The organism is Pseudoalteromonas sp. BSi20652 (genome assembly GCF_000239855.1).
GTDB lineage: Bacteria > Pseudomonadota > Gammaproteobacteria > Enterobacterales > Alteromonadaceae > Pseudoalteromonas.
The window spans coordinates 1-13,494 of the sequence record NZ_BADT01000193.1; the positions used below are offsets into that span (position 1 = coordinate 1).

Consider the following 13,494-nt stretch of genomic DNA (forward strand, 5'->3'; position numbering starts at 1 on the left):
ATTCTACTCTGAATTAAACTTTCTATTATAGTTGCTTTTTCGTATGTGTAGTTTGAAAGAGGAAGTGCCCAGACACATAAGTTTGGAAGGTATTTATTATGTAATATTTGTTCCCATTCATTCGAAAACTTTTGATTTGATGACAGTAAATTTTTTGGTTCAATTGATGTGATAGCTGTTGATGCCCAAATTTTTTTAATATTTGCTAAATTTTTGTATTCTTTAATATGGTTATGAACAAGATATGAAGACATCAAGCTATACACATCTTCTGACTCATCTACGTTGTAAATCGTTCTGTTACCTCGAAGATAACCTTCGTAGTGTTCACTCATTCTTATACCAACACTAACACCAACATAAACTATTCGGTTTAATGCACCTTTATGGACTATCAAATAAATTCCACTACAACCAGAGCTTTTCGCTTCTTTAAGTGAACCAAGACATTTCCATTTCATAACATGTTGATTCCTCGATTGATGCCTAACACTTTAGTATTTATGCAGCACGCAGTTTGTGTTGCATAATCACTTGAACAACTTTATAAGAGAACATTTTTCTTATTTTAACGCGAAAACGTCCATATTTTATGGACTTATATTCTTAGCAAATAGTGTAAGCCACTGCCAACTATAAATATTATGCTTACTGTAGCTTATTTAAACATGTATAAAAGAGGAAAGTATTCACTTATTTTTACTAAGTTAATGACGACTCACCTGACTGACCGATTATCGCTCAAACCAGACCATTCTAATTGGCTTTACCTGCCTAATAAACATAATTACTAATTGAAATATAATGGCAAACACACCCAGCAATAACAAATAAGTGCCAAATAGCGTGGCTAAATTGGGTGCTTTTAGCGCTGTAAAATAGTGTACCTAAACTATAAAAAATACCGCCGGCAAGTAGCCAGTAAAGTGCTTTTACATCAAAACTTGAATAAAGCGGATATACAATAGCCAGTGCAAACCAACCCATGAGTAAGTAGGTGGCGAGTGATACTTTTTTATTGCCGTTTTTTACAAATACTTTGTACGCAACGCCTGCTAGTGCCACCGCCCATATAAATGTAAGTGTTGCCCATGACCAAGCACCGGTTAATGAGATTAATAAAAAGGGAGTGTAGGTGCCGGCAATTAATAAGTATATGGCGCAGTGATCGCACTTTTTATAAAAGGCTCTTAAGCGCGGCTGAATACTGGCGTGGTACAAAGTGGACGACAAAAACAGTACAAATAGGCTGCTGCCATAAATTGCACTACTAACATACGCGTTAGTGCTGGTGGCTTGGCTAAATAAATCCCACATAACAAATGCGGCAAATACAATACCAAGTGCATGGCTAATTACGTTTAGTTGTTCTTCTTTTTTAGAATAGGGCGCTTCTAACGACATGACAGATCCTACCACTATTTGAATGAATTTTAGTGTACAAGTGTACGCTGAGTTTTTCAATATTATAATTTTTATATAAATATAATAATTTATTGTTTTTCATAAAGTTGAAACATCAATTTAACCAATGCGTCATTAATAAGACGTAAAAAAGTCGTAATAGTTCGTTAGATTACTGGTAATTCCTAAAAACAATTAACCGGACGAACAGTGAAAAACATGAAAAATAAATTAACAACACGGCCTTTTCTTAAACTTACTAAATTGTCTGTGGCGATGATTTGCGTTACATCAACAAATAGTTTTGCAGATCAAACCATAAATAAAGAACTTGATGAAATAGTGGTTGTTGCTCAAAAGCGTGCGCAATCAATACAAGATGTGCCCGTAACAATAAGCGCCTACGATGGCGACTTTTTAGAAAGCTTAGGTATTGGCGAACTCGACACTTTATCTGAAATAACACCGGGGCTTGTTATTCAAGAGCAAAGCCCTAACAACCCAGGCTTTGTAATTCGTGGTATTACGTCTGATAGTGGGTCGTCTCAATCATCACCTCGTGTGTCTATTTATTATAATGGAGCAGATGTATCACGCTCTCGTGGTTCATACTTTGAGCTTTTTGATGTAGAAGGGATTGAAGTTGTTAAGGGACCACAAGCAACACTGTTTGGAACAGCAGCTTCTGTGGGGGCTATTAGTGTAGCAACACGTAAACCAGAAAAAGATTTTTCGGCTCAACTAAAAGCATCCGTTGGTAATTACTCGGCCAAAGGTGTTAGTGGTTTTGTAACGGGTGGTAATGATTTAATGCAAGGCCGTGTTGCTTTTACTTATCGTGAACGTGATGGGTTTATAAAAAATATTGCAGGAGATAGTAACTCCCAAAATCCGGCTGGGTTTAAGCAAGATGATATGCATGCTATTGAGCGTTTTTCTTATCGTCCGTCTTTACGTATTACACCTAGTGACGATTTAACGATTGACTTGGTGTATACGTATGAAAAAAATGATGACTCGGGTACATCTTTTAAAAATGGGCTTTATGCACCAACCGGTGGTGATACAAGTCCATATAGCTTTGTTGAAATGCCAGGTAGTCCGTATGCAGAGTCTGTGTTTGGAAAGAAAGACTTAGGTGTGGAGCGTACAGTTAACGATTTAAATTTGACTGTAAATTGGGATGTAAGTAACGATTTAACAATCACCTCAATTACTGCAGGGCGTAATTTTGACTCTTTAGAAGTATTTGATGCTGATGGTACGCAAGCATGGTTTTTAGAATTTGCAGAAGCTGCTGAGGGCGATCAATTTAGCCAAGAATTACGCGCTATTTATACACAGAATAAGTTTACTAGTATTTTTGGTGTGAGTTACTTTGAAGAAGATGGTAGCCAGCGTATTCCATTTAGCACAGAGGAGTCTATATTTTTAAATTGCTTAGGTGCATTGGGTTCAGGTGTTCCTTGTATTAATAATGATGGTAGCGTTAATATTTTAACGCCAGCATTAACAGGTGGTGTAGTAAACGAGTTGCCATATTCACTAGAGTTTACAAACTATGGTGAAAACAAAGCGTACTCAGCGTTTGCTGATGTAACTTATGCTGCAACTGAGGCACTGGAGTTAACAGCGGGTCTTCGTTATATAAAAGAAGAAAAGCGAAGTGGTTATAGCTCTGCTGCACCCAATAGTGTTTTAACACAAGCGCCATTGTTTACGGTTGATACAAATGGTGAAACATTTTATGGCGATGCTGATTATGATGATTGGCTGCCACGTTTTAATGCGCTTTATATAATAAACCCTACTACAAATATGTATGCAACTGTTTCAAAAGGGCGTCGTTCGGAAGTACTTGAAGTAAGTTCGGCTAACAACGAACAAGGGAATGTCGAAGCGTCTATATCAGAAGTTCCAGCGGAAATTATTTGGAACTACGAAACCGGTATTAAAGGCAAAGCGCTTGACGGGCGTTTAGATTACTCTGTCGCTGTATTTTATCAAGATTACTCTAACTTTCAGGTTACGTTACAGGATGATGAAGGCGTTGCGTTTTCTGCTGATGCGGGCTCTGCCACTAATGTTGGCGCAGAGGCTGAGGTAAGGGCGTTAATTAATAATGAGTTTGAGGTTTTTGCCAATGCGGCTTACCTTGATGCTGAAATAGATGATGATAGTAATAATGGTAACCTCGCAGGCAATAAATTTAGACTACAACCAGAGTGGACGTTTAGTACGGGGCTGTTTTATTCAACAGAATTGTCGAACTCACTTAATTTAACGAGCTCTTTAATATATAGCTACCGCTCTGAAGTGTTTTTTGAGCCAGCAAATGCGCCAATATCAGGCTTAGATATTAGCCAACCAGCGCTTGGATTAGTCAGTGCGCGCTTAGGAATTGCGAGTGGTGATGATTGGGCTGTTAGTGTTTTTGCCAGTAACTTATTAGATAAAGAGTATTTAGTTGATGCTGGTAATACTGGAGGAGGATTTGGCAACCCAACATTTGTTGCAGAGGCACCTCGCTTTGTTGGTATTGAGTTAACTCTCGGGTTTGGCGGACAATAATACATTTAACTACTTGATATTTTAATTGAGCCACTGCAAAGTGGCTTTTTTATGTGATCACGTTAAAGTGAATTTATATTAGGTAAAAATGAAACAAGATCTAAAAGCTGCTTTACTTACCGCCATTGTTTATCCTGGTGCGGGGCATTTTTCTTTAAAAAAACACCTTATAGGCGCTATTTTTGCGGGTGTATTTTCTGTTCTTTTAATTTTAACCTTTCAAGATATATTTGCGATTGCACAGTGTACTGCAAATGAAATTGTCAGTGGTAAAATCCCCATGTCGGTTACGGCCATTTTAAAAGCCGCGCAACAACCATCTGACGCCTGCGCTCAACTCGCTGAATATAAGTATGTACCTTTAATGATTGTTATTTGGGTGCTGAGTATTGCTGATGCATATCGCTTAGGCAGAAAATAACCGAGCATTAAATCATCTATTAAATTGTAAATATTCACTTAAATCTTTGCTTTAATTGCTAAGGGCGTGTTGACCTTTGTGGATTGAAATTTGTTCAATTTAGGGCGATTAAATCGCGGCGCGAGGTGTATAACCTAATGATCCGTTAATTGCTGCTGCATGACCATACTGACTTACATCCTGTAAGAATAAATAAAACTAAGTAAAGCTTGTTCAGGCCATTACCCACTTCTCTGTAAGCAACAAAGAGGTAATCGTCTCTACAAAGAAACTAAAGGGCAGCGCATGTTTGGCATTTACGCTGCGTGATCGCCTATTTATGGCTGTAATTAAGTGTTTTTTATAAAAATATATGAAGAAGGTAAATAAAGCATTTATCTTCTATTTTCACAAAATGTTAACCTTTATAAACACTTTGGTACTGATCGACAATGTTGTAGCTTGGAGAGTTTATGTTATCGATATAGCGCCAATCGGTTGTGATTTGCTCATTAGTAATAGTCAATAACATATATCCACGGTGTGATAAATCACAATAGTTTAAGTCGTTTATAAGCAATGAAAGCGAGTCAGCCATCTGCTTTGCTTGTGCTGTATTAAGCGCTAAATAATGCTCCATACCAGGAGATGTAACACCCGGTGTTGCAAGCTCTACTCCTACGCTTTCGCCTGTTGCATTTTTTAATGTGCCATGCCACGCATTGTGTGTATCACCTGCAACCACGACTAACTTTTTATTTATTGCGGTAACGCTTTTGTATAATGCTTCGCGCTCGCTTGGGTAACCATCCCATGCATCTAAATTATAAGGCATTAAAGTATTTACGCGTGCGAGTTGTTCGGGTGTTACCGTTTTATTAGCTAACACGGCTTTTTTAATAGCAACAAGCTCTTTTAACACCTGCGGTATTTTGGTGCGATCGGATTGCGAGAATATTTCAGTAGGTAGCCACATTTTAGTCATCAATACTTGCTGGCCCAATACTTGCCATTTTGCATTTGATTTAGTTATTGCACTCGTGAGCCAGTTTAGTTGTGTGTCACCTAGTAACTGCCTTTTTGGATTATTTAAATCACTGGCAAAGCGCTTAACATCCATTTGCTTGGTCTCGGGGTTTTTGTAGTCGCTGTAAGCGAGTTGTTTATCGCGTGCTATTACGCGCGTATCTAACATGTGCAAGCTTATTAAACTACCAAAATCGAAGGTGCGGTATATTTGCGGGCTTTGCTCACCCATAGGCGGTCTAATTGGCAGCCATTCGTAATACGCTTGAATAGCTGCTGTACGGCGCTTAAAAAAGTCACCTTCATCAGGGGTGTGATTTTCAGCACCACTTTTATAGGTATCGTTGGTAACTTCGTGATCATCCCATATTGCGATAAAAGGCGCTGCAGCGTGAAGTGCTTGAAGGCCTTGGTCTGTTCTGTAAATAGCATAGCGCTTGCGATAGTCGCTAAGGGTAATAATTTCACCGCTGTTATCGGCTGCTAATTGGCGGCCAATGTTTTCAGCATTTTCGGTAGCGTATCCGCCCATTGGGTATTCGTAAATGTAATCTCCCAAATGCAGTACTACATCTAAATCTTTTTGCTTAGCGGCATCTGTGTAGGCATTAAAGTACCCAGCAGGGTAGTTTGAGCAAGACACAACAGCCATTTTAATTTGTTCAATATTATTTATTGGTAGTGTTTTAGCTCGGCCAATAGGGCTTTGTGCTTGCAAACCCATAAAACGATAAAAGTACTCTGTGTTTGGAGCAAGTTCTTGTACATCTATTTTTATTGTAAAATCTCGGCTTTTATCTGTTTGTTCGCGCCCGCTTCGAATGATGTTTTTAAATTGAGAATCACTTGCCAGCTCCCAAGCAACAGTAACTTCAAAATTTGATTGAGAAGTAGTTGCACGTGTCCATATTATTAAAGCATAACTGAGCGGATCGCCACTCGCTACTCCGTGTTTAAATTCAATAGCCGATAGAGGTTTGTTTATTAATGTTTGAGCACAGCCTGTAATGGCACTCGATACTGCGACGGTAAATATACTTGCTGCTGAAGTTTTTAAAAAATTTCGACGTGATGAAAGGGTCATACTGCACTTTTTGAATTATTTATAGTGGTGCGTATTTTAACGATTAGATATGACGTTTTTATAAACGCTAAATGTATTTACTGTGACGGAATTAATTCACTTAAATCCTTTTTATTTATTAACTAAAAAATAGTCAAAAAATTCAATGAAATGGTTAAATTAACGAGGTATGAATTTTTTAAATTAAAGTTATATCTGTAAAGTTGTTTAATTACAGTGACTTAAAATTAATCTTTATGTTGGCACAACCCTTGAGTATATAACTACGTCTAAACAATACACAAACAAGGAATACCATTATGAAACATTCAATTAAAATCGCTATGGCAAGTTTATTAGTATTAGGTTCTGCGCAAGTAAATGCAGTAGAAGTGGACCTAGATGTAACTGATATATTAACTCAAAGTGTAGCAAGCTATGTTAAGCAAACCACAATCGAGCTTGAAAAATCACTAAAGGAAACGCTTTATTTTGATGCTAAAACTGTTTTAGAAAGTTTATTAGATGAGCCAGTTTTAACAGATAACACAACGCCTAAAGATACTGACACTGGTGTTAAAAGCGTAAAATAAATCATTTAAAGGATTAAAAAGATGAGCAGTGAACTTGGATTATTTGCATTAATGTTAGCACCCGTAGTCAGTATGATTAGCGCTTATTACTCGGTTCAAGTATTTAAAGCTATGGGAGGTTGGTTTAATCTTTAGCCAATTATATAGCTGGTAATTAATTCGATTCATACAAAGCTGATCGACTTAGCAAAAGCGCACGTAAATAAAGGCAGAGTGTTTGAAATAAGTAGACTTTATGAAACGTGCGATTTTTCCATTACCCATTTTTATGTTACCTGAAGGTTATACGCGATTACGCATATTTGAGCCTCGCTATTTAAATATGGTTAAAACCGCATTAAAAAATAATACAGGGTTTGTGCTTTGTACATTCGAGCACGACACGCCTTTTAATATAAGCGCGCAAGGTAGCCTTGTTGATATTATTGATTTTGACCAAGACCATAACGATGTATTATTAATTGACGTGTTTGCATCGCAACACGTGCAGATTAATGATGTTTATCAAGACGAAGACGAATTACGCCATGGCTTGATATCGCCCTGTAATACGCCTTATTGGTACAAAGATTCTAACAACCAAATTGGTGAGCATTACTTATTACACGATGCGCTTAAAAACGTGTTTCAAGGTAATCCTGAACTTAATTTGTTGTATAAAAAGACTCATTTTGACAAGCTGCCTTGGATTGCAGCACGTTGGCTTGAGCTTTTACCTGTTTCTATTGAGAAAAAACAGCAACTTGCGTTTGAAACGAATTTTGATAACTTACTCAATTTCCTCCATACTGTGATAAATAACGAATTTGCCTAAATTAATTTGATCCTTTTCAAACTATTGCCCGTATTTATACCTACAAAAGCAATAACGGGATAATTATTATGGTAAGTCAACAACAGTCACCACGTTGTGAACCTAACACAGGTAAGTACACTGCCATGCCAGAAACGCCGAGTAAAGAGCTCATGCAAGCGCTTATAGACGTTGCACAATCACGTGATAAAAAAGCATTTTCTTATTTATTTGAATACTTCTCGACCAAAAATTAAACGCTTTGGAATTAAGCAGTTTGGTGTAGAAGCTCAAGCTATGGAACTTGTGCAAGAGACATTAACGTCTGTTTGGCGTAAAGCACATTTATATCATAGTGACAAAGGTGCTGCGACTACGTGGGTTTATACCGTTATGCGTAACGCTTCATTCGATATGCTTCGCAAAATGAAAAGCAATAAAGAAGAAAATATTAGTGAAGACATTTGGCCACTATTAAACGATTCACAAGAAACACATCACGAATACAGTGATCATTTAGAAGATAAGCAAATTAAACGCTATTTAGACAAATTGCCTATCGCTCAACGCGAAGTGGTAAGAGGCGTTTACTTTCAAGATATGTCGCAAGAGCAACTTGCTATGCAACTTAATATTCCAGTAGGCACGGTAAAATCACGATTACGTTTAGCCTTGCAAAAATTACGTAACGAAATGGGAGATCAACATGATTAAACATCACCCGAGTGAAACTTTACTGACTCAATACTGCAGTGCATCACTTAGTGCATCATTAAGTTTAGCCATTTCTATACATGTAGATATGTGCCCTGTTTGCCAAGCAAAAGCTGAAAAAATTGAAGCAAGTAATGCAGAAACATTATTCAGCACAAAATTAGACGCTTTAGAACAAACAACAAACGAAGAACTTGAATCATTAAATGAATCAGAGCTAAACTTTTTTGACATGATAACTGCTGATGATTCTATTGATGAAGTTTACGAAGTTGAGCCTGTGTCTATTAAAGTAAATGAACACAATTACCAGCTTCCACGTGCTTTAACACGTATATCGCACAGCAAATTCACGCAAGTAGGTAAACTAGCACGCTCACGTGTTGCTTTAGATGATGGTGCACTACGTTCTAGCTTGTTACACATTGATGCTGGTGGTGAGATCCCTGAACATACTCACACTGGCTTTGAAGTTACTTTATTACTTGACGGTGAGTTTAGTGATGAAGAAGGAAAATATGTACCTGGGGACTTTATATGGCAAGATGGGAGTCATCAACATACGCCTTTAACAAAAGATGGGTGTTTGTGCTTTACAGTTGTCAGTAGTGCACTACATTTTAATAAAGGCTTCAGTAAGTTATTAAATCCAATTGGTAACTTAATTTATTAAGAGAATCTATGTACACAGATATAATAAAAATAGGTATTAGCGCCTGCTTAGCAGGCGAGAAGGTTAGATTTGATACGGGTCATAAAAAATCAAATTTTTGCATGGATGAATTAGGTAAGCACGTTGAATACACACGTTTTTGTCCTGAAGTAGCAGTAGGTTTACCAATACCTCGCCCTACAATTCGCCAAGTAAAAGTGGGTGAAACTATAAAAGTGTGTCGTCCAGATGGCACCGGTGATGTAGGCCAACAACTTACTGAATATGGTAAAAAAGTTGCCACTGAACAAGCTAAAGAATTAAGTGGATTTGTATTTTGCGCAAAAAGTCCGAGCTGCGGGATGGAGCGAATTAAAATATACAACGAAGCTGGGACGGGTAACACATCTGAAGGTGTTGGTTTTTTTGCAGAGCAAATAATGAAGCACAACCCGTTATTGCCTTGTGAAGAAAATGGTCGTTTAAACGATATGCATTTGCGTGAAAATTTTGTAATGAGAGTTTACGTATTTAAAAACTGGCAAAAGCTAGTTCAGGAGCCGCTTACGGTTCATAAGCTTACGCAATTTCATGCTCAGTACAAGTACTTGCTAATGGCTCATAATTACCAAGCCTATAGAGACTTAGGCAGTTTGTTAGGTACTTACGTGGGCGGCGACATAAATTTGATTGCTGATGAATATATTCTAGGTTTGATGACAGGTTTAAAAAAGCCAGCTTCACGCAGAAATAATTGCAATACATTAATGCACCTTCAAGGGTACTTTAAAAAAGATCTATCAAAAATTGAAAAACAAGAACTACGCGAAGCTATAGATGAATATCGTGAAGGTCTGGTACCACTTTATGTTCCCCTTACTTTGCTTAAACATCACCTAAAAGTACATCCTAACGAGTACCTTGCTAAACAAGTATATTTTAACCCTTACCCTCATGATTTGAAATTAAGATTTGGGATCTAATGGATACATTATTTTGGTTTAGGCGCGATTTGCGCCTATTTTCTAACGAAGCGTTAATTCAAGCGCTTAACAATGGCGCTAAACACGCCATTTTTTTTGTGTCTGAAAAACAGTGGCAGCAACATCAAGCCGCACCTATTCAGATTGACTTACTCAAGCGCCGAGTTACTTATCTTCAATCCCAACTTGCTGATTATGGTATTACTTTACATATTATTGAAGCGCCTAGCTTTTGTGATTGTACGCACGAGCTTATTAACTTTTGTAAAGCAAACAGTGTAAAACACATAATTGCTAATACAGAATATGAGCTTAATGAAGTAAATCGTGATAAGGCTATTTTAAATAGATGTGACGAGCTTTCTATTACGTTCACTTTGTATGAAGGTGATTTAATTGCGCCTGTGGGTTCAGTTAAAAACCAAAGTAATGAAATGTATAAAGTGTTTACTCCATTCAAACGAGCATGGTTAAAGCAGTATCAAAATATACACTTTAGTTTGCCACAATGGCCGTTAACTTCTGAACTCATAAAATTTGATGAAAGCGACTTATTACAAAGTGATGGATGCTCTGATAAGTGGCCAGTTGATGATGAAACGCTCACAACAGTGGTTGATAATTTTATATGTGACAAGCTTACAAGTTACGATGAACAACGTGACATACCAAGCATAAAAGGCACATCAGGTTTAAGTCCTTACTTAGCACTTGGTATTGTAAGTACAAAGCAGCTGCTTATTAATATTCAACAGCGCTACCCAGATATTTTAACTACGTCAAAAAGTAAAACGTTTACGTGGATTAATGAGCTGATTTGGCGCGAATTTTACAGACATTTAATTGCTGAATTTCCAAAGCTCTCGCGCGGCGATAACTTTAACGAAAAGTATAACGCGGTAATGTGGCGTAAAAGCGAAAGCGATTTTAAAGCATGGTGCGAAGGGCGTACAGGTTACCCGTTAGTGGATGCAGCAATGCTACAACTTAAGCAAACCGGTTGGATGCATAATCGTTTACGCATGGTTGTTGCGAGCTTTTTAACAAAGCATTTATTAATTGACTGGCGTGAAGGCGAGCTCTTTTTTATTCAACATTTGATTGACGGCGATTTAGCGTCAAATAATGGTGGTTGGCAATGGGCGGCAAGTACGGGCTGTGATGCTCAGCCTTATTTTAGGGTTTTTAATCCAATTAGACAAAGCGAACGCTTTGATCCAACGGGTAAGTTTATTCGTAAGTACTTGCCAGAGCTTCAAAACGTGCCAGATAAACACATTCATTTTCCACATACTTACTTAGCTGCAATAGGTAAAGATAAAGAATGTTACTGGCCTGCAATAGTTGATCATAAAGCGGCGCGGGAACGTGCACTTGCTGCATTTAAGGTGTGATATGGATAACCAGTTACCAGTAGATAAATTTGTTGAAATATACCAACAACTTGATAGTAGCAATCTTCATTTGTTGAGCGAAATTTACAGCGATAATATTCAATTTATAGATCCGATGCATGAAATTAATGGCATTGTAGATTTGCGAAGGTATTTTGCTAATTTATACAGTAACGTTAAGCACTGTCAGTTTGATATAACAGATACTTTTAATGTTAATAATAATGCATTTATTTACTGGACCATGCACTATTCACATCCTAAATTAGCGTCGGGAAAAACAATCTCTGTCAAAGGGCATAGTAAGCTTTTTTTTGATAACGATAAAATAATTAAACACCGTGACTATTTTAATGTGGGTGAACTTCTATACAAACACATTCCGTTATTAGGCAGTGTGGTTAAGTTTATAGATAAAAGAGCAGGTTAATTATGATTACACTTATTACAGGTGCTACATCAGGCATTGGCGAGCAGTTAGCGATTAAATATGCTGAGCAAGGCGATACCGTTATAGCGTGCGGTAGAAACAAAGATAAATTAGCTGAGCTTGCCAAACATACTAATATTCAATCATGTCAGTTTGACGCAACTGATTTACAAGATATAAAGCAATCAACAATTGGATTCGCTGAATTTGACAGGGTAATTCTTAATGCAGGTAATTGTGAGTATGTTGATGATGCTCGCAATTTCGATAGTGCGCTTTTTGAGCGGGTAATAACGGTTAACTTGCTTGCGATGGGGTATTGCTTAGAAGCACTACTTCCTAAAATAAAAACAGGTGGGCAACTTGTCTTAGTGAGTTCAAGTGTTACCTATTTACCTCTGCCGCGATCAGAAGCTTATGGCGCATCAAAAGCGGGTGTAAGTTACCTCGCTAAAAGTTTAGCCATTGATTTGAACGATGTTGATGTAACGCTTGTTCATCCTGGTTTTGTTAAAACACCGCTAACTAATAAAAATGATTTTCCAATGCCCATGGCCGTATCTGCAAGTGATGCTGCAAATTACATGATAAAAGGAATACATAATCGCAAAAAAGAAGTGCACTTTCCCTATCGCTTTACCCTTATTTTAAAAGCATTGCGAATACTTCCTTTACCGCTTTGGCTTAAAATTGCAAAAGGATTAACACGTTGAAAAAAATAGCAATAATTGGCACCGGTGTATCTGGTTTAACATGCGGGCACTTACTGCATAAAGATTATGATGTAACTCTATTTGAAAAAAATGACTACATAGGTGGTCACACTGCAACAGTTGATGTTGATGTAAGTGGTATTAAATACGCAATAGACACAGGTTTTATTGTATTTAACGATAGGACATACCCTTATTTTGAAAAGCTGTTAAAACGTATTGGTGTTGACAAACAAAAAACAGAAATGAGTTTTAGTGTTCATAATGATGCAACTGGTTTTGAATACAACGGGCACACATTTACTAGCTTGTTTGCACAGCGCAGAAATATTTTTAGACCTAAGTTTTGGCGTTTGCTTTATGACATTGTTAGGTTTAATAAACTATGTAAAGCAATACATGAGAAAGGCAGCTACAAAGCTGACCATACATTGGGGCAATTACTTAACGAAAACCATTTTAATGATTTTTTTAAGTACCATTACATTTTACCTATGGGGGCCGCTATTTGGTCGTCTAGTATTAAAGAAATGGAACATGTAGGTGTTGAATTTTTTGTTAAATTCTTTTTTAACCATGGACTGTTAGATGTTACAAACAGACCTCAGTGGTACGTTATACCGGGCGGATCTCGTCAGTACATTGATCCACTCATCCACGGTTTTGCAGATAAAATAAAGCTCAACACAAATATAAAAAAAATTACTAGGGCAGATGATAAAGTAACAATAGAGTTTACAAATGGTGATACATGCCAA

The 13,494-nt window shown here is 37.3% G+C and carries 13 protein-coding genes and 1 pseudogene; 11 read left to right on the top strand and 3 right to left on the bottom strand.

Annotated elements, in window-relative coordinates; translation table 11 throughout:
- Together P20652_RS18895 and P20652_RS03345 are read right to left on the bottom strand one after the other, a co-directional pair.
- The coding region (locus P20652_RS18895) for a hypothetical protein (protein ID WP_202799046.1) at positions 1 to 461 on the bottom strand (461 nt) is incomplete at its 3' end.
- 313 nt (positions 462 to 774) lie between these two features.
- Positions 775 to 1,404, bottom strand: a complete 630-nt coding sequence (locus P20652_RS03345; RefSeq protein ID WP_008171490.1) for a hemolysin III family protein — start codon at positions 1,402 to 1,404, stop codon at positions 775 to 777.
- A 219-nt stretch (positions 1,405 to 1,623) separates the two neighbouring features.
- Between P20652_RS03345 and P20652_RS03340 the strand changes: the two genes are divergently transcribed.
- Entirely contained in the window at positions 1,624 to 3,975 is a 2,352-nt protein-coding gene (locus P20652_RS03340; RefSeq protein WP_008171492.1) for a TonB-dependent receptor, read from the top strand.
- Positions 3,976 to 4,063: 88 nt separating this feature from the next.
- Positions 4,064 to 4,396 carry a hypothetical protein gene (locus P20652_RS03335; RefSeq protein ID WP_008171494.1) on the top strand — a complete coding sequence of 111 codons (333 nt, stop codon included), beginning with the start codon at positions 4,064 to 4,066 and terminating at the stop codon, positions 4,394 to 4,396.
- A gap of 397 nt (positions 4,397 to 4,793) precedes the next feature.
- Here P20652_RS03335 and P20652_RS03330 read toward each other — a convergent pair whose 3' ends face one another.
- Positions 4,794 to 6,485, bottom strand: a complete 1,692-nt coding sequence (locus tag P20652_RS03330; RefSeq protein ID WP_008171495.1) for an alkaline phosphatase — start codon at positions 6,483 to 6,485, stop codon at positions 4,794 to 4,796.
- 299 nt (positions 6,486 to 6,784) lie between these two features.
- Here P20652_RS03330 and P20652_RS03325 point away from each other — a divergent pair, with 299 nt between their 5' ends.
- The 9 genes and pseudogenes from P20652_RS03325 to P20652_RS18905 form a co-directional block, all read left to right on the top strand.
- The gene (locus P20652_RS03325; protein WP_008171496.1) at positions 6,785 to 7,057 is read left to right on the top strand and encodes a hypothetical protein; all 273 of its coding nucleotides are present in this window, start codon (positions 6,785 to 6,787) and stop codon (positions 7,055 to 7,057) included.
- Positions 7,058 to 7,292: 235 nt separating this feature from the next.
- On the top strand, positions 7,293 to 7,871 hold the full coding sequence (locus P20652_RS03320) for an LON peptidase substrate-binding domain-containing protein (RefSeq protein WP_008171497.1): 579 nt from the start codon (positions 7,293 to 7,295) through the stop codon (positions 7,869 to 7,871).
- A 68-nt stretch (positions 7,872 to 7,939) separates the two neighbouring features.
- Positions 7,940 to 8,564: pseudogene (locus tag P20652_RS18900) on the top strand (sigma-70 family RNA polymerase sigma factor).
- The gene (locus P20652_RS03315; protein WP_008171500.1) at positions 8,557 to 9,237 is read left to right on the top strand and encodes a ChrR family anti-sigma-E factor; all 681 of its coding nucleotides are present in this window, start codon (positions 8,557 to 8,559) and stop codon (positions 9,235 to 9,237) included. Before P20652_RS18900 ends, P20652_RS03315 begins: the two are co-directional and overlap by 8 nt.
- Before the next feature lie 8 nt (positions 9,238 to 9,245).
- A complete protein-coding gene (locus P20652_RS03310; RefSeq protein ID WP_008171501.1) occupies positions 9,246 to 10,199 on the top strand; it encodes a DUF523 and DUF1722 domain-containing protein in 954 nt (317 codons plus the stop codon).
- Complete coding sequence (gene phrB, locus P20652_RS03305; protein ID WP_008171502.1) at positions 10,199 to 11,593, top strand: deoxyribodipyrimidine photo-lyase; 1,395 nt, start codon at positions 10,199 to 10,201, stop codon at positions 11,591 to 11,593. Before P20652_RS03310 ends, phrB begins: the two co-directional genes overlap by 1 nt.
- A 1-nt stretch (position 11,594) precedes the next feature.
- A complete protein-coding gene (locus P20652_RS03300; RefSeq protein WP_008171505.1) occupies positions 11,595 to 12,023 on the top strand; it encodes a nuclear transport factor 2 family protein in 429 nt (142 codons plus the stop codon).
- 2 nt (positions 12,024 to 12,025) lie between these two features.
- Positions 12,026 to 12,736 carry an SDR family NAD(P)-dependent oxidoreductase gene (locus P20652_RS03295; protein ID WP_008171506.1) on the top strand — a complete coding sequence of 237 codons (711 nt, stop codon included), beginning with the start codon at positions 12,026 to 12,028 and terminating at the stop codon, positions 12,734 to 12,736.
- Positions 12,733 to 13,494: NAD(P)/FAD-dependent oxidoreductase (locus tag P20652_RS18905; protein WP_033017921.1), on the top strand; the 762-nt coding region annotated here is incomplete at its 3' end. The genes P20652_RS03295 and P20652_RS18905, both read left to right, overlap by 4 nt.